This is a genomic window from Cyanobium sp. BA5m-21, assembly GCF_024346235.1.
GTDB classification, from domain to species: Bacteria; Cyanobacteriota; Cyanobacteriia; order PCC-6307; family Cyanobiaceae; genus Cyanobium_A; species Cyanobium_A usitatum.
Map to the genome: position 1 here is coordinate 22,990 of NZ_JAGQCO010000001.1, position 21,806 is coordinate 44,795.

A 21,806-nucleotide genomic window follows, 5' to 3' on the forward strand; every position below is an offset into this window, starting at 1 on the left:
CGCAGACCTTGTCGATGGCTTCCGAGAGCGACCAGAGCCCTGCAGCAAAAGGACGCTCCTGGAGCCTTGTTGACATCGGAGCCGGAGTTGCGGTGCTCCTGGCTGCCGCAGGGGTGATCTGGAGCCCCAAGCTGAGCGGAGCGGTGGCTCAGGCCACCGGTGGCCTCACCCCAGTCACCGTGCTGGTGGATGTGCGTGGCGTGCCGGTTGCTGATCCCAGGGCCTTGATTCAGGCCGCCCAGGAGGAGGGCAAGGTTGCAATCGTGATCCGTAACCAGCCCCATGGCTCGGTGGCGATCAAGCAGGTATTGCCCCTGCAGCGGCGCCTGGTGGCGGTCCAACCCAACGGATCGGTGGTGACGGCTGTGGACCCCAACCAGGCAACCCTGGGCAGCCTCGATGCTCGTTTTGTGCTCCAGGGCCAGGGCCGCAAGAGTGCTGGCGGTGTGGTTTTTGGCAACCAAACCATCAAGATTGGTGCCCCAGTGGAAATAGAGGGGGAGCAATTCCGCGTGGGCGGCACGGTTAGCGGCCTCCAGGTTGGAGGTGGCTGAGATGGCCCCTCTCAAAACCCCTGCTAAGCGTCAGCTTCTGCTGCGCCTTTCTGGTGTTCATGCCCTAGTGCTCGTTTTGGCGGGTGCGCCAGCCACTGCCTTGGCCCAGCAGGTGCCCTTGGCCCAGCAGGTGCCCTTGGCCCAGCAGGTGCCCCTGGCGTCCTTGCCGCCCCTGCCCCCACCGGTTGGCCTGCCCCAGCTTCAGGCTCAGCTGAGCTGTCCGGCGCTGCAGCAGCGGCTGCTTGCCACCGTGGCAGGCGAGGCTTCTGTGTGGAGCATCACCATTGCCGATGCCCAGGGCCGCCTGCTGGCCGACCTCAACGGCACCCGGCCCCGCATTCCTGCTTCCAATCAGAAGCTGGTGAGCACGGCCTACGCCCTAGACCGATTGGGCCCTGACTATCGCCTTAATACCCAGCTCTGGCGGCTGGGTGATGGCAGCTTCCGCCTCACCGGAGAGGGCGACCCCGACCTGGCCCTGCCCCAGCTGCAGCGATTCGCCATGTTGGCGATGGGATCGGGTGGCAGCAGTGGTGAGACGCCTTCGCTGGTGCGGTTGCAGATCGCCGAGGAGCCTCGCCAGGCCTGGTGGCCCCAAGGTTGGCACCCAGATGACCGCTACTACGCCTACGGCGCGCCGATCACCCGGCTGGCGGTCACCAGCAATGCCATCAACGAGGCGGTGATGAATCCGCCTTCGCGACTACAGACCCTGCTGCAGAAAACCATGGTTCAGCGGGGGGCCAAGGCGCAGGTGTCACTGGTTTCGGCTCGCGCTCCCCTGCCCGCTGATGCGGTGCTGCTGCATCAGGAGCCATCGGCTCCGATGCACAACCTGCTGAGCCTGGCTAACACCGAAAGCCACAATTTCACCGCCGAAGTACTGCTGAGGCAGGGCGCTGGTACCTGGGATCTGGCCCGAGCCACCCAGCTTGAAATGCTCTGGCTCACCGAACAGGGCCTGCCGATGCAGGGTGTTCGCGTTGCCGATGGCAGCGGCCTCGACCGCGCCAACCGACTCACCAGCCGCTTCTTAGCTGCGCTGCTTATGCGCATGGATCAGCACCCCTACGGCCGCGCCTATCTGGCGTCGATGGCGGTTGCGGGCCAGCGGGGCACCCTGCGCAATCTTTATGTGGGCACCTCCCTGCAAGGGCAGTTCTTTGGAAAAACAGGCACGATCAGCGGAGTGCGCTCCATCAGTGGCGTGCTGATGACTGCAGCTGGGCCCCGCTACGTAAGTGCCATCAGTAATGGCGCCAGCTCGCCCAACGTCACTATTGGCAAGGTGTTGCGTCAAGCGCAAAACAGCCAGCTGTGCCCCCCCTAGCCCGCTAGCTGCTTGAGAGTGTTGGCTACCCGGCGGCGGCGGCCCGTCGTCTCCTCTACAGCTGGCGCGGCAGCTTCTGGCGCCTGGAGTCGCACCAGCTCGCGGCGGCCTCCCAGTACCACCTGGCTCATCTCCTTCAACCTGCCCTCGAGTTCGCCCAGCACCTGCTCGGCGTAGCGGTTGGCACCCTCTTGAATGGCGGCCGACTCCTGGCGGCTGCGGCTCACCAGGGCGTCGCATTGCTGCTGGGTCTGCTGGCGGAACTGCAGGGCGTCGTTGTGCACCCGCTCCGCTTCTGCCTGGCTATCGCGCTGCACCCTCACTCCCTCTTGGCGGATCTGCTCAAGTTCAGCCATCGCCTGTTGACGATTGCGATCGTGCTGTTCGAGCAGCTGGCGGTTGCGCTCAGCCGTTTCCTGTTCGAGCTGCTGACGGCGGAGCGCAAATTGCTGCTCCATCTGGGCCGTGCGGGCCTGGTGCTCCTGCTCAGCCTGGGCAACCTGCTGGCGGGCTTGCAACATCAGCTGCTCGCACTGCTGGCGGGCCTGATCCCGCAGCTCACCCACCTGCCGCTCCGCCTCCTGACGAATGGCGGCAGAGTTGATCAGCTGCTCCCGCTCCCTTTTGCCAGCAGCAATGATCTCGTCTGATTGCTGTCGCGCCTGGCCAATAAATTCCTCACGCTGGCGGATTAGCGCTACGGCCTGCTGCAGCTGGCCCGGCAACGATTCCCGCAGGGCATCCATCACCTCAATGGCGTCCTGCTCATTGACCAGCCGTCCGCCGCTGAACGGAATGCGGCTGCCCTCCAGCACGATCTCCTCCAGCTGATCGAGCTGATCCAGCACGGTGATGGTGGGCTCGGTCATGTACAGCTCTAAACAGATGTCCGATTAAAAAGCCTGCACAGGTCTTCCGCCACTCTGGGGGGCACCATGTGACGCACATCGCCGCCAAAGCGAGCCACCTCCTTCACCACTGAACTGCTCAGGAAGCTGTGGTGCACAGCAGTAGCCAGAAACAGGGTTTCCACCTGGGGGGCCAGGCTCTTATTGGTGTGGGCGATCTGCAACTCGAATTCAAAGTCGCTCAGGGCGCGCAGGCCCCGCAGAATTACCTGGGCCTGGCAACGACTGGCGAAATCGACGGTGAGGCCATCAAAACTGCCCACTTCAACCCCCGGGAGATGGGCCGTGGCGGTGCCGATCTGCTCCAGGCGTTGCTCGAGGCTGAAGGCCGGCTGCTTGCTGGGGTTCTGCAGCACGGCCACCACCACGCCGTCAAACAGGCGTGCTGCCCTCTCGATCAGGTCGAGGTGGCCCAGGGTGAGGGGATCGAAGCTGCCGGGGTAGAGGGCGCGCATCGGGCCAGCCTATGGGTGCCCGAGGCGTTTCTAGGGTGGATGTAGTTCTTAGCGCTCTTGCCGCCATGGCCCTTAACGCCGCCCTTAACGCCGAAGCCAAGAAAACCCTGCTGCGCAAAATTCCCCATGGCGTGTTCATCTGCGGCGTAGCTGAGGGGGATGAGGTCAATGGCTTCACCGCCAGCTGGGTGACCCAAGGCTCCTTTGAGCCGCCATTGGTGGTGATGGCTGTGCGGGCCGACAGCACCAGCAACGGCATCATTCAGCGCACCAAGAAATTTTCCCTGAACGTCCTTGCCGCTGACCAGAAGGACCTGGCCGCAGTTTTCTTCAAACCCCAAAAAGGCATGGGCGGTCGCTTCGATGCAGCCCCCTTCAGCCTCGGTGAGCTGGGCTTGCCGATTCTCGACAACGCCCTTGGTGCGGTGGAATGTGAGCTGGTGGGTCAGGTGGCCCATGGCGACCACACCGTGTTCGTGGGCGAGGTGAAGACGGCCACCCTGCACCGCGATGGTGCTGCCCTTGAGCTCGGCAGCACCGGCTGGCAATACGGCGGTTGAGCCTGCCCCTGCTGCAGCAACCCGAACGCCTCAAGGTCCGGCTCAAGGAGGTGCCCTCCGAGCCGGGTTGCTATCTGCTGCGCGATGCCAGCGATCGCATCCTCTACATCGGCAAGGCCAAGGTGCTGCGCAATCGGGTGCGCAGTTATTTCCAAAGCGGTAGCGGCCATGGCCACAGCCCGCGCATCTCCCTGATGGTGCGCCAGGTGTGTGAGATCGAATTCATCGTCACCGACAGTGAAGCCGAGGCGCTGGCGCTCGAATCCAACCTGATCAAGCAGAACCAGCCGCACTTCAATGTGCTGCTGAAAGACGACAAGAAATATCCCTATCTCTGCATCACCTGGAGCGAGGCCTACCCGCGCATCTTCATCACCCGGCGGCGGCGGTTTCGCTCGCCCCTGGATCGCTTTTACGGGCCCTACGTGGATGTGGGCCTGCTGCGCCGCACCCTCACCCTGGTGAAGCGGGTTTTTCCGCTGCGTCAGCGACCCCAGCCGCTCTACAGGGAGCGCACCTGCCTCAACTACGACATCGGCCGCTGCCCAGGGGTGTGCCAGGAAAAGATCAGCTCCGAGGCCTACCACCTCACCCTGCGCCAGGTGGCGATGGTGTTTCAAGGGCGCAACGAGGAGCTACTTGAGCTGCTGAATGAGCAGATGGGCAAATATGCCGAGCGGCTTGACTTCGAGAGCGCCGCGCGGGTGCGCGACCAGCTGCAGGGCATCGACACCCTCACCGCTGATCAGAAGATGAGCCTCGGCGACAGCTCGGTGAGCCGTGATGTGGTGGCCTTAGCCGCCGATGAGCGGGTGGCGGCGGTGCAGCTGTTCCAGATGCGGGCCGGCAAGCTGGTGGGGCGGCTTGGCTTCACCGCTGATGCCGTAGGCGCCGATGGCCAGCCCCTGGAGCCCGGCCGCATCCTGCAGCGGGTGGTGGAGGAGCACTACAGCCAGGTGGAGCCGGTGGAGATTCCCCCCGAGCTGCTGCTGCAGCACGCCCTACCCCAGCAGCCCCTGATCGAGGAGTGGCTGGCGGAGCGCCGCGGCCGCAAGGTGAAACTTGCCGTGCCCCAGCGGCAGCAGAAAGCCGATCTGATCGAGCTGCTGGAGCGCAATGCCAGCTACGAACTGAAGCGGGCCCAGCGCGGCGCCGAGCAGCAACTGTTGGCCACCGAAGACCTGGCCCAGCTGCTGGAGCTGCCCAGCCCACCACGGCGCATTGAGGGTTACGACATCAGCCACATCCAGGGCAGCGACGCCGTGGCCTCCCAGGTGGTGTTCATCGATGGGCTGCCGGCCAAGCAGCACTACCGCAAATACAAGATTCAAAGCAGCTCGATCCGCTCAGGCCACTCCGACGACTTCATGGCCATGGCCGAGATCATGCGCCGCCGCTTCCGCCGCTGGGCCCAGGCCAAGGCCGAGGGTGCCGACCTGGGCGAGCTCCGGCGGGCCGCCAACACCACGCTCCACACCGGTGGCCTCAATGATTGGCCAGATGTGGTGATGATTGACGGCGGCAAGGGCCAGCTCTCGGCGGTGATGGAGGCCCTGCGAGAGCTGAATCTGCACGAAGAGCTGGTGGTTTGTTCCCTGGCCAAGCAGCGGGAGGAGGTGTTTATGCCAGGGGCCAAGCAGCCCCTGGAGAGTGAGCCCGACCAGCTGGGTGTGCAGCTGTTGCGTCGTCTGCGCGATGAGGCCCATCGTTTCGCTGTGAGCTTCCATCGCCAGCAGCGGGGCGAGAGGATGAAGCGCTCGCGCCTCTCCGATATTCCTGGCCTGGGACCGAAACGGGTCAAGGAGTTATTGGCCCACTTCCGCTCGATTGATGCCATCCAGTTGGCCAGTCCAGAGCAGATCGCCGCTGCCCCGGGAGTGGGGCCGGCCCTGGCCCGCCAGGTGTGGGATTACTTTCACCCAAGTGACGAGCTCGTTAGCGAGGAGTTGGCCAGTTGAGGCGTCTGGCTTCCCTGCTGCTACTGCCCTTGGCCCTGGGGCTGCTGCTGCTTTTTTCACCTGCCCTAACGCCGCCGGCCCTCGGCGCCCCCGGCATCTGCGTTGGGCCCGTCTGTGGTGATGAGATCCACCGCAGCGCTAAGCATCACTGGCAGCTGCGGCTGCGGGTAAACGACCAGCAGGGTCAGCACGAGCGTCTGGTGGTGGATTGCCGCAATGGGGTGCTCAGCCCCCTGGCTGGTCCGGTGGAGCGGGGCTATGCCGCGGCCGTAGCCCGCCGTGCCTGCCGGCTGGCTGGTGAGGCCTGAGCGTGATTGGCATCTGGGTGCTGGGCGACCAGCTGGACCCCCTCCAGGCAGCTTTGGCAGCCCACACCCCTGCAACCGCCCGGGTATTGCTGATTGAGAGCAGCTCGGTGCTGCGGCAACGCCGCTATCACCGCCAGAAGCTTGTGCTGGTGTGGAGTGCCATGCGGCACTTCGCGGCCGAGCTGAGCCAGCGCGGTTGGACGGTGGATCTGCTTGAGGCCCCGACCTTTGCTGAGGCGCTGAAGGATTGGCTGGCCGAGCACGAGATCAGCGAGCTGCATCTGATGGAGCCAGCCGAGCGCCCCTTTCGTGAAGCGATTGAACGGCTGCCCCTGCCTACGCCCCTGGTGTGGCACCTCTCCAATGCTTTTCTCTGGAGCCGGGATGATTTCGGCGCCTGGGCTGCTCCCTACAAGCAGCTGCGCATGGAATTGTTCTACCGGGAGGGCCGCAAGCGTTTTGGCGTGCTGATGGGCGATGACGGCCAGCCGCTTGGTGGACAGTGGAACTACGACCAGGAGAATCGCAAGGCACCGCCAAAGGGGCTGGTGGGGCCTGAACCATTGGTCTTTGCGCCAGATGCAATCACCCGGGCCGTGATTGCCAAGGTGGACCAGCTGGCTCAGGAGCTTGAGGCCGCCTCTGAACCTGGCTTGCCTGGGATTAGTGCGACGTTTGGGTGGGCAGTTACCCGCACCCAGGCGCTGGCGGTGCTGGAGCATTTCATCGATACGCGGCTCGATGGCTTCGGCCCGTTCCAGGACGCCATGGTCAGCGGCCAGCCCACCCTGTGGCACGCCCTGATCTCCCCTTATCTCAACATTGGCCTGTTGCAGCCGCTTGAGGTGATCCGTCGGCTGGAGCAGGCCGGGCTGGAGCGGGGTACGCCCCTTGCCTGCCTGGAAGGGGTGATTCGCCAGATCCTGGGCTGGCGTGAATACACCCACGGCCTCTACTGGTGGTTTGGCGCCGACTATCCCGCCCGAAATCACTTCGGCGCTAACCGTCCGTTGCCGGGCTGGCTAGAGCAGCTGGGCGGCAGTGGCATGGCCTGCATGGACACGGTGCTGGCCGAACTCGAGGTAAGCGGCTACGCCCACCACATCCAGCGCTTGATGGTCCTAGCCAACTACGGCTTGATCGCCGGCCTCGATCCCCAGGCCTTCACCGCTTGGTTTCACCGCATGTTCATTGATGGCTACGACTGGGTGATGCAAACCAACGTGCTCGGCATGGGGTTGTTTGCCGATGGCGGCATGCTGGCCAGCAAGCCGTACGCCGCCAGCGGCAATTACATCAATCGGATGAGCAGCTACTGCAAGGGCTGTCGCTACAACCCGAAGCAGCGCACTGGAGCGGATGCCTGTCCCTTCAACGCGCTCTATTGGGATTTCCTGGCTCGCAACCAAGAGGGACTGCGCCGTAATCACCGCATGGGGCTGGTGATGAAGCAGCTCGAGAAGATCCCCCCCGACGAGCTGGCGGCGATCCGGGCCACAGCTGCGGCTCACTGACTGCTTCAGCCCACTGACTGCTGCGGCCCTAGTTTGTTGGCCCTTGCTTGAACTGCCGCCATGCCCTTATTGACCCTGAGCTGGCCCGCCGAGGCCTACCTCTGGTTCAAGACTCTCCACATCGTGGGGGTGGTTGTGTGGTTTGCCGGGCTTTTCTATCTGGTGCGGCTGTTCATCTATCACCGCGAGGCTGAGGAGCTGGAGGAGTCGCTGCGGCCGGCTTTCCAGGCCCAGTACGGCTTGATGGAGCGCCGTCTGGCCAACATCATCACCACCCCCGGCATGGTGGTCGCAGTGGTCTGTGCGGCTGGTTTACTGAGCGTGAATCCCGCCTGGCTGCAGCAGGGCTGGATGCACGCCAAGTTGGCCTTCGTGGCTGCCTTGCTGGCTTACCACGCCTTTTGCTATCGGTTGATGGGCCAGCTCAACAGGGGAGCCTGCAGTTGGAGCCCTAAGCAATTGCGGGCCTTAAACGAGTTGCCCACCCTGCTGCTGGTGATCGTGGTGATGCTGGTGGTGTTCAAAAACCAATTCCCCACCGGCGCTGCCACCTGGTTCATCGTGGCCCTGGTGGTCTTCATGGCCGCATCGATTCAGTTTTATGCCCGCTGGCGGCGGCTGCGGGCGGAGCGGTTGTCCGCGAATGCCTGAACTCGTGCCTGATCACCCCTTGCGGCACGTACTCCGCCAGCTGACGCCGGCCTGCTGCCCTAGCCGGGTCAATTTCCACTGCCACACCATCTGCAGTGACGGCAGCCTGACTCCCCTTGAGCTGGCCCAGCAGGCCCTAGAACTCGGCCTGGAGCACCTAGCCATCACCGATCACCACAGCCTGGCCGCCCACGGGCCTGCCATGGAGGTTTTTATGGCGGCGGCTAGCGAGGGCCGTGCCGTGCCCAGCTTCTGGCGAGGTGTGGAAATCAGCTGCCTGCTCGAGGGGTGCTTGGTGCATGTGCTGGTGCTTGGCTTTGATGCCGATCACCCCAGCCTTGAGCCCTATCTGCAGGGGCGGGCGCTGGTGGGGCCAGCGCTCCAGGCTGAGGCGGTGCTGGAGGCGGGGCGCCAAGCGGGGGGTCTGCTGCTACTTGCCCATCCCGCCCGCTATCGCCTGCCCTTCCAGCGGTTGATCGCCGCCGCCGATCGTCTCGGTTTTGATGGCGCCGAGGCTTGGTACGACTACCAGATGCAGCCGCGCTGGACACCAACGCCTCTGGTGTGCGAGGCGATTGCTGCTGAGCTGCAGCAACGTGGCCTTTTGATGAGTTGCGGTACCGATACCCATGGACTAGCGCTTCTCGGCCGCTAGGGTTTCCTGACGCTTACCCCTGGCAGACGATGGGTTTGTTTGATCGCCTGTTCGCCACCCGCGACGGCAACGCCGCCGCCCCGAAGACCCCCCAGCCCAAAAAGGAGGTTGAAACCTTCTTCCTGGACGCCGACGCTTCCAGCAGCATGGGCAACGTTGATTTCATGCGGCGCTCCAACACCATTCGCCGCACCTTCCCGGGCACGGCTGATAGCCCCGGCAACAAGGAGATGGTGGCAGAAGTGGCTTCGATGGAGTCGCGGCTGGAGCGGGTGTCTGATGGATTGGGTGGCCAGAGTAGCCAGGCTGAACAAGCCTTTGATCTCACCCGAGGTGTCCCAAAGCCGGTTAAGAAGACCTTCGCCCAAACCATGTCCCAGGCGGAGCTTGATCAGCGCATGAAAGGTTCTGCCATGGGCGTGAATGTGCCTGGTGGTACTGCAGCGATAAAGCAGGAGCAGGAGCAGGCTCAAGCTCAGGCCCAGGCCGCTGCGATGGCAAGCCCGCAGGTCCAGATCAGCCAGCAGGCCAGCGGCAAAGCTGGCGACATTGATCCCTTCAAACGCATGAGCAGAGAATTAAAAGGTTGATCAAGTTGGCTTGGTTGCCTTAGCACTGCTCAATCAGACTTTCGCTATCAAGAACCAGCTGGCGCAACTGCTCCAGCTGGTTTTTTTGTGCCCCTTCCCACAGCCCCCTGTTGTGGGCTTCCAGTAGCCGTTCGGCCATGTCGCGCAGGGCCCAGGGATTGCTCTGCACCAGAAAATCACGCACTGTCTGATCCCCGAGCCACTGGTCGCAGATGGCGCCGTAGCCCCAGTCGGGGACTCGGCCGGTACTGGCGTCGTAGGCAAACAAATAATCGAGGCTGGCAGCCATTTCGAAGCCGCCTTTGTAGCCATGGCCTTTCATCGCTTCGATCCAGCGGGGGTTGAGCACGCGGCTGCGCAGCACCTTGTCAAATTCCCGCTCCAGCCGGTGCAGCCGGGGCCTGGCAGCTCGGGAATGGTCGCCAAACCAAAGTGCTGGGCGCTGCCCTGAGACCCGTTCCACCGCTGCACTCAAGCCTCCCTGAAACTGGTAGTAGTCGTCGGAATCGAGCAGATCGTGCTCCCGGTTGTCCTGGTTGTGCAACACCACCTGCACCGCCTTGAGCCGCTGCTCCAGGCCGCTCCGGTCGGCCTGGGCTTCGATGCCAGCCTGCCCAGAAGCCCCAGCCTGGCTGTCGTAACGCCAGCTGCTCCAGTTCAAAAAAGCCTCGCCCAGGTCAGCCCGTTCCTCCCAGTGGCCGCTGTCGATCAGGCCCTGCAGTCCTGCCCCGTAGGCGCCTGGCGCTGAGCCGTAGATGCGGGCGCTGTGGCCTTCGCGGTGATAGGCGGCGGCGAGGGGGTTGTCCGCCTCTGGTTCGGTTAGGGCGGCTACCAGTTCAGTGGCCCGGTTGACCCACCCCACCAGTTGGGGGAAGGCGTCGCGGAACAGTCCTGAGATGCGCAGGGTCACGTCCACCCGCGGACGGCCCAGCAGGCTCAGGGGAATCACCTCCAGATCCACCATGCGGCGGGTTGGTCCATCCCAAACCGGTCGCACGCCAAGTAGGGCCAGGGCCTGGGCGATGTCCTCGCCGCCATTGCGCATCGTTGCCGTGCCCCAAACCGATAGGGCCAAGCTGCTCAGGTGCTCCCCCTGTTCCTGAAGGTGCAGTTCCAGCAGCAATTCGGCGCTGCGTCGGCCCAGGTCCCAGGCCGCTTCAGTGGGTAGCCCGCGCAGGTCGACGCTGTAAAAATTGCGCCCCGTCGGCAGCAGATCTGGTCGGCCGCGGGTGGGTGCTCCGGATGGTCCTGCGGCAATGCGCTCCCCCTCCAGGCCCCGCAGGAAGGCTTCCCGTTCGGCGCGGCCGCAGGCCAGTAGGGGGGGCAGCAGGGCCTGGCGCAGGTGCTGCAGCGCCCGCTGCAGCCTGGGTCCAGCCAAGGGCGAAGCCTTGGCTTGGCTTTGTTGCAAACCGGCCAGCTCCTGCTCCACCAAGGTCAGTGCTTGCGCCTCCAACAGCGCAACCCCATCTCCCACCAGGCGCGGTAGCTCTCCGCCAAAGGCGGCCTGGAGCCGTTGCTGGTCTGGCTGGCCTAGGGGCGTGCTGTCTTCATCGCCCCAGGGGTCGAAGCTGAGCTGCAGGTCTTGCGCCAGGGCCTGGGTGAGGCCGGGTTGCGCTGCCAACGGACAGCGGGCAAGGCAGAGCAGCAGCTCGGCCAGCCGATCGGGCTCCGGCAGGGTGCCGAAGGTGTGGAGCCCCAGGCGGATCTGGGCCTCCTTGAGCTCGCAGAGGTAGCCATCGGCTGCATCGAGCCGGCTATCGAGTTCCGCGGCGCTACCGAGCGGCAGTTCCATGCTCTCGAGCTCCTTGGCCAGGGTCTGGCGCAGGGGGCCTGCCCGTTCACTGCCGAGCTGACAGGCCTCCCAATACTCATCCAGCAAAACCTCAAGTCGCTGCAGCGCCCCATACAGGCCCGCCCGCCCCAGGGGCGGTGTCAGGTGATCAAGGATCACCGCCTGGCTGCGCCGCTTGGCCTGGGAGCCTTCGCCGGGATCGTTGACGATGAAGGGATAAAGGTGTGGCAGCGGCCCTAAAGCCCACTCCGGAAAACAGCTGGCGGACAGCCCCAATCCCTTGCCAGGCAGCCATTCCAGGTTGCCGTGCTTGCCTACATGCACCACTGCATGGGCGCCAAACTCAAGGCGCAGCCAGAGGTATTGGGCTAGGTAGGCGTGGGTGGGGGGCAGGTCGGGGCTGTGATAGCTGAGGGCCGGATCCCTGTCGTAACCGCGGTCGGGCTGGATCAATACGCTCACATGCCCCAGCTGCAAGCCCCGGATCGGGAAGCCGGGTACAGCTCCGGCGGCGCTAACCAGAGCGACATCGAGTTCGGGCGGTCCCCACACCGCCTCCAGCCTTTGGCGGCCCTCGCTGGGGAGGCAGGCATACCAGGCCTGGTATGTGGCAAGGGGCAGCAGGGTCAGGGCGGGTCGGTGCTCGCTTTCCGGATCGTTGCTGCGTCCAGCCAGCAGCATCTGGATCAAGGCTTCGCCATCAACAGGCACTGGGCCCTGCAATTTGTAACCAGCCCCGGCAAGCCACTGCAACATCAAGGCCGTTGAAGCCGGCGTATCGAGTCCGACGCCATTGGCGAGGCGGCTGTTGCGGGTTGGGTAGTTGGCCAGGACAAGCGCAACGCGCCTTTCGGCAGCTGGGGTTTGGCGCAGCCGGATCCAGTTGGCACAGAGCTGGGCGATCCAGGTCAGCCGTTCCGGATCCGGTTGGTAGCGCTGCAGGGCCGAAGCCAGACGCTCGCTGGCGCCCACGGTCTCCTTAAAGGCCCCAATGCGGGTAGTGAGCCGCCCGTCCAACTCTGGCAAGGCCACCTGGAGGGTGAGGTCGGTCGGGCCTAAGCCGATGCTGCTGGTCTGCCAGCGGCTGCGGGGCTGGCTACTGCAAAGCAGCTGCAGCACAGGCACACCAAGTTGCTCCCATAGCGGCGCCCCTAGGCCGGCCTCCTCAAACTGCACTGAGGCAAAGGAGGTGCTGCACAACACGGCCTGGACTCCTTCCCGCTGCAGCAGGTCGGCCACGCCCCGCTGCACCGCCCCATCCCGTAGACCGCTTACCCAAAGCGCCCGCGGGCATAGTCCCGCCTGGCGCAGGGCCAGCAGGGTGGCATCCATCAGCGCCAGGTCACCGGCCTGAAGCAGGGCCCGATAGGCGATCACGCCTACGCGAGGGCCTTTCTCCTGCTGCCAATCATGGGCTAGTGGATCGGCGAGGGGCTCGGCTCGTGGCGGCGCTGGGGACCGACCTTCGAGCAGAGCCTGCAAAGCCCGTAGCAGTTGGCGCAGGTTGGCGGGTCCCCCCTCCCGCAGGCAGCGGGCCAGGCCGATTGCTAACGCAGGGGCGACGGTGCCCAGCCCCGCCAGCACCTGCTCCTCATCGGCCGTGCCAGCCAGCACAAGCAATTGCCGCTCTGGGGCTTTGTCTGCCCAGCTCTGGAGCTGCTCCAAGCCATAACTCCAGTGACCCCTGCCCCCCAGTAACCGCACAACCACCAGCAGGGCGTGGCGCACCGTGGAATTGAGGTAGTGGTCGATCTGGGCCGGGTGAGCCAGGGCCGCCAGGTTTAGGCCGCGCAGCTCCGCTTTCAGCAGCTGGGGTTCCCGCTCAAGTAACTGGTCAATGGCCAGCAGGTCGGTGTCGGCACTGCTCAGCAGCAGCACAGGTGCGGCAGGCTGCTCCACCAGCGCGCCGATATCGGCAGCTGCTCCTCCCCCAGGTACCGATGCCAAGCGATGCATCGCCCCATCCTGCTTGCTGCGGTGAGAAGATCGGTCCATCTCGGCCACAGGCCGTCGCGCCAGCACCGCCCGCTTCGCCCTCACCATGAACCAGTTCCTGCCCTACGCCTGGTTCGGTGGCCGATGCGTGCCCTTTGCCGAAGCCACCCTGTCGGTGGCCACCCACGCCCTCCACTACGGCACTGGAGCCTTTGGCGGCATGCGGGCCCTGCCCAATCCCACCGACCCGGCTGAGATCCTGCTTTTCCGCGCCGATCGCCACACCCGCCGCCTCAGCCAGAGTGCTCGGCTGCTGCTCACTGAGCTACCAGAAGAAACCATCCACGACGCGATCGTTACCTTCCTGCGGGCAAATAAACCAACCTGTCCGGTTTATTTACGCCCGTTTGTTTACACCAGTGATCTGGGTATCGCCCCCCGGCTACACGATATTGAGACCGATTTTCTCATCTATGGATTGGAGCTGGGCGACTACCTCGCCCCTGAGGGTGTGAGTTGCCGCATCTCCTCTTGGACCCGCCAGGAAGACCGCTCCCTGCCCCTGCGCGGCAAGATCAGTGGCGCCTACATCACCAGCTCCCTGGCCAAGACAGAAGCTGTAAAAAGCGGTTTTGATGAGGCTTTGCTGCTCAATAGTCGCGGCAAGGTAAGTGAAGCCAGCGGCATGAATCTTTTTATTGTGCGAGATGGCGTTCTTATCACCCCCGGGGTAGATCAGGACATCCTTGAAGGCATCACCCGGGCCAGCGTGCTGGAACTGGCCCAGGCCATGGGCATTCCCACCCTGGAGCGTCCTGTCGATAAGAGCGAGCTGTTTGTGGCCGATGAAGTTTTCCTCAGTGGCACCGCCGCCAAGGTCACCCCGGTGCGCCGGGTGGAGACCACCGACATGCCTGGCAATCGGCCGGTAATGACCGCGATTCGTGAGCGCCTAACGGCCATCACGGAAGGCCGCGATTCCGCCTATGACCACTGGGTGACCCGGATTCGCGTAGACGGTTGATCAACATGATTGAGGCAGTAGCACACCAGCTGGCTAAGCGAATCGGCTTTCTTGAGCGCCTGCATGGTCCTGGGCGGCCGGTGCTGGTTTTCGACGGTGCCACAGGCACCTCGCTGCAGCAGATGGATCTGGGCCCCGATGATTTCGGCGGCGCTGCCCTTGAGGGCTGCAATGAAAATCTGGTTTTCACCCGCCCCGATGCTGTTCAGGCAGTGCATCGCCAGTTTTTGGAGGCGGGCTGCGATGTGATCGAAACCGACACCTTCGGGGCTACCTCGTTGGTGCTGGCTGAATACGACATCGCCGACCAGACCTTTGCCCTCAACAAAAGGGCGGCAGAGCTGGCCCGCGAAGTGGCGGCTGCCTATTCAACGCCAGAGAAGCCGCGCTTCGTGGCTGGCTCCATGGGGCCAACCACGAAGCTGCCGACCCTGGGCCACATCGACTTCGACACGATGAAGGCATCTTTTGCTGAGCAGGCCGAAGGGCTGCTGGCGGGAGATGTGGACCTATTTATTGTCGAGACCTGCCAGGACGTGCTGCAGATCAAGGCGGCCCTGCAGGGCATTGAGGACGCCTTCGCCAAGACCGGCCAGAGGCGGCCGTTGATGGTGAGCGTGACGATGGAGACCACCGGCACAATGTTGGTCGGCTCCGATATAGCTGCTGTGGTGGCGATTTTGGAGCCATTCCCGATTGATGTGCTGGGGCTCAACTGTGCCACTGGACCGGCGCAGATGAAGGAGCACATCCGCTATCTGAGCGAGCACAGTCCGTTTGTGGTGAGCTGTATCCCCAATGCAGGCCTGCCAGAAAATATCGGCGGTGTAGCCCACTACCGCTTGACACCGCTCGAAATGAAGATGCAGTTGCTGCACTTCGTTGAAGATCTAGGCGTGCAGGTGATCGGTGGCTGCTGCGGCACCACCCCTGCCCACATCGCCGCATTGACCGAGTTGGCAGCCGAGTTGCAACCAGCTGCTCGACCGGTGCGTACCCCCCAGACCCAGCACGCACGCCCCCTGCTGCAGGGTGAGCCTGCTGCTGCCTCGATCTACAGCACCACGCCATACCACCAGGACAATTCCTTCCTGATCATTGGTGAACGGCTTAACGCCAGTGGCAGCAAGAAAGTGCGCGAGCTGCTAGCTGAGGAGGATTGGGATGGCCTAGTGGGAGTGGCACGCGGTCAGGTGAAGGAGAATGCCCATGTGCTCGACGTCAACGTCGATTACGTCGGTCGCGATGGTGAACGGGACATGCATGAGTTGGTGAGCCGTCTCGTCACCAACGTCAACCTGCCGTTGATGCTTGATTCCACCGAGTGGCAGAAGATGGAGGCCGGGCTCAAGGTGTCCGGTGGTAAATGCATACTCAATTCCACCAACTACGAAGATGGTGACGAGCGTTTCTTCAAGGTGCTGGAGCTAGCTAAGGCCTATGGCGCCGGGGTGGTCGTGGGCACTATCGATGAAGAGGGAATGGCACGCACAGCGGAGCGCAAATTTGCCATCGCCCAGCGCGCCTACCGAGACGCGGTTGAGTTTGGAATTCCTGCTCACGAGATTTTCTATGACCCCTTAGCCCTACCGATATCCACGGGAATTGAGGAAGATCGGCTCAATGGTGCGGCTACGATTGAGGCAATCCGCCGCATTCGCACCGACTTACCAGGGGTGCATGTGGTGCTGGGCGTCAGCAACGTGAGTTTCGGCCTGTCGCCGGCCTCCAGGATTGTGCTGAATTCGGTATTTCTGCACGACTGCTGCGAAGCCGGTATGGACGCGGCGATCATTAGCCCTGCCAAGATTCTGCCCCTGGCAAAGATCAGTCCAGAGCACCAGCAGGTGTGCCGCGATCTGATCTACGACCGGCGTCGCTTTGAGACCAATGAGCCGGGTTCTATTTGCAGCTACGACCCTCTGACCGTGCTCACAACCCTGTTTGAAGGGGTGAGCGCCAAAGAGGCCAGGGCCTCAGGCCCCTCTCTCGCCGACCTGAAGGTGGAGGAGCGTCTCAAGCAGCACATCATTGATGGTGAGCGAATCGGGCTTGATGCCTCCCTAAACGAAGCGCTTGCTACTTACCCGCCACTGCAGATCATTAACACCTTTTTGCTCGACGGCATGAAGGTAGTGGGCGAGCTCTTTGGCTCCGGCCAGATGCAGTTGCCCTTCGTTTTACAGAGCGCCGAAACCATGAAGGCGGCAGTAGCCCATCTCGAGCCCCACATGGAAACGGCCGAGGGAGAAAGCTCGGCCAAGGGTAAATTCCTGATCGCCACCGTAAAAGGCGATGTGCATGATATCGGCAAAAATCTTGTAGATATTATTCTCACCAACAACGGCTATAACGTAGTCAATTTAGGCATCAAGCAAAGTTGTGAAGCTATAATCGATGCCCAGCGGCAGCATCAGGCCGACTGCATCGCCATGAGCGGTCTACTTGTGAAGTCTACGGCCTTCATGAAAGACAATCTAGAAGCCTTTAATCAGGCTGGTATTGCTGTGCCGGTAATACTTGGCGGGGCAGCACTTACGCCTAGGTTTGTTAATGGTGATTGCCGGGCCGCCTATCAAGGTCAGGTTGTCTACGGCCGCGACGCATTTGCCGATCTCCGTTTCATGGACGCCCTGATGGAGGCAAAAGCAGGCGGTGCCTGGGACGACCTACGGGGTTTCCTTGGACCGATTCCGGAGGGGCTTGGCATCGTCTCTCCCGAGACCGCCGCAGAAGAGCCTGCCAAGGCGGATGGGGCAAGAGAAGCCGTAGCTATTTCCCCCACAGAAGTCACTGTCAGCGTTGAACCAAATGATCAGCGCTCTACGGCTGTGACTGAAGAGAGCGCCCTTGAGCCACCCTTTTGGGGTAGCCAGATTTTGACTGAGCAGGAGATCGACCTGCAGGAAGTATTCGCTTACCTCGATCGCAACGCCCTATTTGCAGGCCAGTGGCAGCTGCGTAAGACCCAGCAGCAGAGCCGCGAAGACTACGAAGCAATGCTGGTCGAGAAGGCGGAGCCCGTTCTGCAGCAATGGATGGCGCGCTGTCTCGAGGATGGCCTGCTTTCACCTCGGGTGGCCTACGGCTATTTCCCCTGCGGCCGTAGTGGCAACGCCGTGGTCTTGTTTGACCCAGCGAAGCGCAAGCAACAATTAGGACGCTTCGAGCTGCCCCGCCAGCGCTCAGGCAACCGCTATTGCATTGCTGATTTCTACCGAGATCTCGCAATTGCAGCCGATGGTTCGTCGCTGCCAACCGATGTGTTGCCGATGCAGGCCGTAACCATGGGCGAAGGCGCCACCAGCTTTGCCCAGCAGCTTTTCAAAGCCGATCAATACACCGATTACCTCTATTTCCATGGACTTGGAGTCCAGTTGGCTGAGGCTCTGGCCGAATGGGTGCATGTGCGCATCAGGCGGGAGCTTGGCTTTGCTGATCCCACCGCGATGCCGCTGCGCGACGTGCTGGCTCAGCGCTATCGCGGTAGCCGCTACTCCTTTGGCTATCCCGCCTGTCCAAATGTGGCCGACTCCCGCCAGCAGCTCGCCTGGCTCGGTGCCGAGCGGATTGGTATGTCGATGGATGAGAGCGACCAACTCGAACCAGAGCAGAGCACCACTGCCCTAGTGGCCCTACATACCCAAGCTCGATACTTCTCAGCCTGAGCAGGGGGGCGGCGGCTTCTAGCCTGGCCAATCACCTTGCAAAACGGCTATGGCCATTGCCGGACCTGGCGGCGTTGATGCCGCAATCGCCTCGGGCATCGACCTGGATGGCACCCCGATCCCCTCCGAGATGATCGCTCTATACACGGAGGTGATGGATCTGGAAAGCCAGCGGGCCCGCAGCGGTGTCAAAAAATCGATGCGCAATCGCATCGTCAAGACAGGCTCGAAGCATTTCGACCAAGCCAGCCTTGATGCCCGGCTTAAGGCCGCCGGATGGGATGGCTTGAAAGCTAAGGAGATTGCTTTTTTCTACTCCTGAGCTCTAGCTGCAAAGGTCTTCGAGGGCGTCGATCACCTCCTGCTGAAACTTCTCCAGGTTGGAGGAGTCGCTCAGGTCGATGCCTTCGCCGGCGGCGTTCTGGGTGAGTTCCTGGAAATGGAAAGCCCCTTCGCCGTGGGCGAGGAATTCCATGGCGGAGGGTTCACCGCTTTCTTTGTACGCGTCGCAGAGGGCCAGAAAGGCCGCGTCTTCGGTGAATTCCCAGCTCATGAAGGGGGCCGCGCTGAAAGACAGGGTGAACGCGCTCTTCGACCTTTAACGCCTCCCCCCCGGAATCCGTCAACTACCTAGCCCAACTTTGTGCGGGTGTGTTGCCTTTCGCATAGCTCTGAAGCTTGTCGTCAGCCCAGTGCTGCAACCTCCGAACTGCCTGGCCAGACTGGAGCTATCCACATTTTCCCCGGTTCCCGTGAGCGATTTCAGCCAGCCAGCTTCCGCTTCGCTAAATGTGCTGGGTGAACCCTTGGTTGTGTGCGGCTGCCAACCAATGACAGGTTGGTTCCGCGACGGTCATTGCCGCACCAATGCCGCCGACCTGGGTCGTCACAGCGTCTGCTGTGTCGTGAGCGATGCCTTCCTGCGCTACAGCCAGGCCCAGGGAAACGACCTCAGCACCCCGGCGCCCGCCTATGGCTTCCCCGGGCTCAAGCCTGGAGACCATTGGTGTGTGTGTGCGCCGCGCTGGCTTGAGGCCTACGAGGACGGCATGGCACCACCTGTGCGCCTAGAGGCCACGGAGGATTCCGCTCTTGAGGTGATTTCCTTAGCAATCCTGCAAGCAAACGCTGCTTGATTTGAGAGCTACCAGGCGATTTGCTGCCCATCCCAGGCCCAGAACTGCCCAGTCTGTTGGGGCCCAAGCACCGCCAATACGTCGAGCAGCTGCTGAGCAGCGCGCTCTGGGCTGAACAACCGATCTGGCGGCACACCGGCCTGGAAGGGGGCGGAGAGGCCCGTGGCCGTGGTTCCGGGGTGGAGCAGGCTCACACACCCCTTGGGCTTTCTGCGAGCCCATTCCAGGGCCAGGGTGCGCAGCATCTGATTTTGGGCAGCCTTGGCCGCCCGGTAGGCATACCAGCCACCGAGTTGGTTGTCGCCGATGCTTCCCACCCGGGCCGAAAGGCTGGCGAAATGAAATGGGTCTGCGGGGCTAAACAGGGATTCGATCGCCTGGGCCAGCAGCAGGGATGCAAAGGCATTCACCGCAAAGCTGAGCTCTAGGGCCTGGCGATTCACCTGACTGAGGCGCTTTTCCGGTTGGAGCAAGGGCCCATGCAGCAGGCCGGCCGTGTTGATCACCAGCCGCAGGGGGGGGTGATTTTCAAGGCTTGCTGCCAACCCCGAGAGGCTGGAGTCGTCGGTGAGATCCACCGGTAAAAACTCGACCTCGCGCCACAGGGGATCCCCAGGCAATCGCCAGTCCTGCCGTGAAGCTCCCACAAGCTGCAGCCCCGGGGCGATTCGGCCCAGCTCCTGGAGCAGGGCCTGGCCGATGCCGCCACACCCCACCACCAGTCCCGTGCCATGCCAGTCATGCCACGGCGAAGCTGAGCTCATTGCCACAAAAACTCCAGAGCCGAAGCCGCACCCACGGGCCTGCCGCATGATGGCAGTGCATACCTGCCTGCTGCTTCGGAGTCGATGGGCATTCGCATCGCCGTGTTGGGCCTGGGGGCTTGGGGCCAGACCCTGCTTGAGCGCTGGGGTCAGCAAGGTCACATCGTCACGGGTTGGTCCCGGCGCTCTGGCAGCAGTCCGGTGGACCTGCTTGCCAACCAGGATTTGGTGGTTTCGGCGGTAGCCATGGCAGGGGTCCAGCCCCTGGCTGAGCAGCTGGCTCCCCATTGGCCCACTGGACTGCCGCTATTGAGCTGCAGCAAGGGGTTGGATCTCCAGCTGCTGGCAACTGCCACCCAGCTCTGGTCAAACCAGTTGGCGGATGCCCCCTTGCTGGTGCTGAGTGGGCCGAATCTGGCAACCGAGGTGCGCCAAGGGCTACCTGCGGCCAGCGTGATCGCAGCTGCGGATCAGGATCTAGCCCGCCGCTTTCAGCAGCACCTCAGCGACACATCGCTGCGCCTCTACACAAACACAGATCCGATTGGCACCGAGGCCGCAGGGGCACTCAAAAACGTTATTGCAGTAGCCGCCGGCATCTCCGATGGTCTGGCTTTAGGTGCGAACGCCAAGGCATCCCTGCTCTGCCGTGGCTTAGCCGAGATTGGCGTGGTGTTGGAGGGTTTAGGCGGTGCCACCAGCACTCTCTACGGCCTGGCTGGCTTGGGTGATTTGTTGGCCACCGCCAACAGCAGCCTCAGCCGCAACTATCGCTGCGGCGTGCTTCTGGCCGAGGGCTGCAGCGAGCAGCAGGCAAGCGAGCGCATTTCAGCAACCGTTGAGGGTCCTCGCACGGCCAGAGCGGCCCTGCAGCTTGCCAGCCGCAAAGGCTGGCATCTGCCGATCTGTGAGCAGGTTGTGCTGGTGCTCGAAGGCCACACCACCCCTGCTGCCGCCGTTAAGGCTCTGATGGAGCGCGATCTGCGGCCGGAGTGGCAGCAAGCATGACCTTTCCTGGCTCTGCTGTAACGCCACTTGTCTCCCTGCCAGCTGTGCTGGTTGAGGCTTTTGCTGACCGACCCTGTTGCGGCAACGGTGCGGCCGTGGTGCAGCTACTTCAGCCCATGGGCGATGTTGCCCTGCAGGCCATTGCCCGCAGTCTCAACCAGTCTGAGACGGCTTTTTTGCTGCAGCAGCAAGGCCGCTGGACCCTGCGCTGGTTCACCCCCAGCTGCGAAGTCCCCCTCTGCGGCCATGCAACACTCGCCGCCCTGCTGGCCTTGGGCCACTGGCAGCAGCTGGTGCCCGGCGGGGGATTGGAGCTGTTCACCCGCAGCGGCCCCCTGGCGGTAGCCCTTGATGCCAGCGGCAGCTCAGGGCAGCTGGTGCTGCCTAGCGCCGGTCTGCTGCCGGCCGAGCCATCGCCAGCGTTGATCCAGTTGCTGCATGAACGCCTAGGGGGGGCACCCCTGGCCTACTGGAGCTCAGGCCTCGGTTATCGGGTGGCCTTGTTTTCGCCAGAGGCAGCGCTGGCCCAGTTGCCTGGCCTGGCTGCGGAATTAGAGGGTCCTGATCGGGGCGGCTTGGTATTGATGCAGGCCATCGAGAAGGGACCGATAGACGACCTTCCCTCCGTGCTTGGACGGCCAGCCGACTACCAGCTGCGGTTCTTCGCTCCAGGACTTGGCATTGATGAGGATCCGGTTACTGGATCTGCCCACGCTCTTGTTGCGCCTTTTTGGCTCGATCGCCTAGGCCGCAGCTCCGTAGTGGGTTGGCAGTGCTCGCCGCGGCCGGGGGGGATGGTGTGTGATGGCGCTTCTTCGGGCATGATCCGACTTAGCGGTTCGGGCCACCTCCTTTGGAACGGCACATTGCGGGTGCAGGCCGATGGCTCCGGAGCCGACTCCTGGGCCTCCCTAGCCGTCTGCGCCTGAATCAGGGACTACATCAGAACAGAGGACTACTCCAGAACAGAAGTCTTCTCCAGACAAGAAGACTTCA

Annotated in this window: 20 protein-coding genes; 15 read left to right on the forward strand and 5 right to left on the reverse strand. The window is 63.1% G+C overall.

Translation table 11 applies throughout. From position 1 onward, the window contains the following. The first annotated feature begins 14 nt into the window (after positions 1 to 14). Both KBY72_RS00130 and dacB read left to right on the forward strand, forming a co-directional pair. Positions 15 to 554: a DUF4330 domain-containing protein gene (locus KBY72_RS00130; protein ID WP_254992901.1), complete on the forward strand. Its 540-nt coding sequence runs from the start codon at positions 15 to 17 to the stop codon at positions 552 to 554. Between the two features lies 1 nt (position 555). After that, positions 556 to 1,884, forward strand: a complete 1,329-nt coding sequence (gene dacB, locus KBY72_RS00135) for a D-alanyl-D-alanine carboxypeptidase/D-alanyl-D-alanine-endopeptidase (protein WP_254992902.1) — start codon at positions 556 to 558, stop codon at positions 1,882 to 1,884. On the opposite strand, the gene KBY72_RS00140 is transcribed toward dacB, so the two are convergent. Both KBY72_RS00140 and coaD read right to left on the reverse strand, forming a co-directional pair. Next, the gene (locus KBY72_RS00140; RefSeq protein ID WP_254961404.1) at positions 1,881 to 2,753 is read right to left on the reverse strand and encodes a hypothetical protein; all 873 of its coding nucleotides are present in this window, start codon (positions 2,751 to 2,753) and stop codon (positions 1,881 to 1,883) included. The genes dacB and KBY72_RS00140 overlap by 4 nt on opposite strands. An 8-nt stretch (positions 2,754 to 2,761) precedes the next feature. Further along, complete coding sequence (coaD, locus tag KBY72_RS00145; protein ID WP_254961402.1) at positions 2,762 to 3,247, reverse strand: pantetheine-phosphate adenylyltransferase; 486 nt, start codon at positions 3,245 to 3,247, stop codon at positions 2,762 to 2,764. A 65-nt stretch (positions 3,248 to 3,312) separates the two neighbouring features. On the opposite strand from coaD, the gene KBY72_RS00150 reads away from it, so the two are divergent. Genes KBY72_RS00150 through KBY72_RS00180 form a run of 7 tightly spaced genes read left to right on the forward strand, consistent with a single transcriptional unit; the run spans position 3,313 to position 9,483 of the window. Beyond that, a complete protein-coding gene (locus tag KBY72_RS00150) occupies positions 3,313 to 3,807 on the forward strand; it encodes a flavin reductase family protein (RefSeq protein ID WP_254961401.1) in 495 nt (164 codons plus the stop codon). Beyond that, complete coding sequence (gene uvrC, locus KBY72_RS00155) at positions 3,804 to 5,765, forward strand: excinuclease ABC subunit UvrC (protein WP_315859508.1); 1,962 nt, start codon at positions 3,804 to 3,806, stop codon at positions 5,763 to 5,765. Before KBY72_RS00150 ends, uvrC begins: the two co-directional genes overlap by 4 nt. Next, complete coding sequence (locus KBY72_RS00160; RefSeq protein ID WP_396093092.1) at positions 5,762 to 6,073, forward strand: hypothetical protein; 312 nt, start codon at positions 5,762 to 5,764, stop codon at positions 6,071 to 6,073. Before uvrC ends, KBY72_RS00160 begins: the two co-directional genes overlap by 4 nt. A gap of 2 nt (positions 6,074 to 6,075) precedes the next feature. Beyond that, entirely contained in the window at positions 6,076 to 7,587 is a 1,512-nt protein-coding gene (locus KBY72_RS00165; protein WP_254992903.1) for a cryptochrome/photolyase family protein, read from the forward strand. A gap of 60 nt (positions 7,588 to 7,647) precedes the next feature. Next, positions 7,648 to 8,238: a protoporphyrinogen oxidase HemJ gene (gene hemJ / locus KBY72_RS00170; RefSeq protein ID WP_254941638.1), complete on the forward strand. Its 591-nt coding sequence runs from the start codon at positions 7,648 to 7,650 to the stop codon at positions 8,236 to 8,238. Then, entirely contained in the window at positions 8,231 to 8,893 is a 663-nt protein-coding gene (locus KBY72_RS00175; protein WP_254992904.1) for a PHP domain-containing protein, read from the forward strand. Before hemJ ends, KBY72_RS00175 begins: the two co-directional genes overlap by 8 nt. 29 nt (positions 8,894 to 8,922) lie before the next feature. Next, complete coding sequence (locus tag KBY72_RS00180; RefSeq protein ID WP_254961398.1) at positions 8,923 to 9,483, forward strand: hypothetical protein; 561 nt, start codon at positions 8,923 to 8,925, stop codon at positions 9,481 to 9,483. A gap of 19 nt (positions 9,484 to 9,502) precedes the next feature. Here the strand turns inward: KBY72_RS00180 and cobN are convergent, their stop codons facing one another. Continuing rightward, complete coding sequence (cobN, locus tag KBY72_RS00185; RefSeq protein ID WP_254992930.1) at positions 9,503 to 13,231, reverse strand: cobaltochelatase subunit CobN; 3,729 nt, start codon at positions 13,229 to 13,231, stop codon at positions 9,503 to 9,505. Positions 13,232 to 13,316: 85 nt separating this feature from the next. Here cobN and KBY72_RS00190 point away from each other — a divergent pair, with 85 nt between their 5' ends. Genes KBY72_RS00190 through KBY72_RS00200 form a run of 3 tightly spaced genes read left to right on the forward strand, consistent with a single transcriptional unit; the run spans position 13,317 to position 18,224 of the window. Then, entirely contained in the window at positions 13,317 to 14,234 is a 918-nt protein-coding gene (locus tag KBY72_RS00190; protein ID WP_254992905.1) for a branched-chain amino acid transaminase, read from the forward strand. Positions 14,235 to 14,239: 5 nt separating this feature from the next. Then, positions 14,240 to 17,902 carry a methionine synthase gene (metH, locus tag KBY72_RS00195; RefSeq protein WP_254992906.1) on the forward strand — a complete coding sequence of 1,221 codons (3,663 nt, stop codon included), beginning with the start codon at positions 14,240 to 14,242 and terminating at the stop codon, positions 17,900 to 17,902. A 49-nt stretch (positions 17,903 to 17,951) separates the two neighbouring features. Beyond that, on the forward strand, positions 17,952 to 18,224 hold the full coding sequence (locus tag KBY72_RS00200; protein WP_254931395.1) for a DUF4090 family protein: 273 nt from the start codon (positions 17,952 to 17,954) through the stop codon (positions 18,222 to 18,224). 3 nt (positions 18,225 to 18,227) lie between these two features. On the opposite strand, the gene KBY72_RS00205 is transcribed toward KBY72_RS00200, so the two are convergent. After that, complete coding sequence (locus KBY72_RS00205; RefSeq protein ID WP_254931396.1) at positions 18,228 to 18,455, reverse strand: hypothetical protein; 228 nt, start codon at positions 18,453 to 18,455, stop codon at positions 18,228 to 18,230. Between the two features lie 199 nt (positions 18,456 to 18,654). Between KBY72_RS00205 and KBY72_RS00210 the strand changes: the two genes are divergently transcribed. Continuing rightward, positions 18,655 to 19,038: a DUF2237 family protein gene (locus KBY72_RS00210; protein WP_254931397.1), complete on the forward strand. Its 384-nt coding sequence runs from the start codon at positions 18,655 to 18,657 to the stop codon at positions 19,036 to 19,038. An 8-nt stretch (positions 19,039 to 19,046) separates the two neighbouring features. On the opposite strand, the gene KBY72_RS00215 is transcribed toward KBY72_RS00210, so the two are convergent. After that, entirely contained in the window at positions 19,047 to 19,802 is a 756-nt protein-coding gene (locus KBY72_RS00215) for an SDR family NAD(P)-dependent oxidoreductase (RefSeq protein WP_254931398.1), read from the reverse strand. Positions 19,803 to 19,886: 84 nt separating this feature from the next. On the opposite strand from KBY72_RS00215, the gene KBY72_RS00220 reads away from it, so the two are divergent. After that, on the forward strand, positions 19,887 to 20,810 hold the full coding sequence (locus tag KBY72_RS00220; protein ID WP_254959994.1) for an NAD(P)H-dependent glycerol-3-phosphate dehydrogenase: 924 nt from the start codon (positions 19,887 to 19,889) through the stop codon (positions 20,808 to 20,810). Continuing rightward, the gene (locus KBY72_RS00225; protein ID WP_254931400.1) at positions 20,807 to 21,739 is read left to right on the forward strand and encodes a PhzF family phenazine biosynthesis protein; all 933 of its coding nucleotides are present in this window, start codon (positions 20,807 to 20,809) and stop codon (positions 21,737 to 21,739) included. The genes KBY72_RS00220 and KBY72_RS00225 overlap by 4 nt, the downstream gene beginning before the upstream one ends. Positions 21,740 to 21,806: the final 67 nt, after the last annotated feature.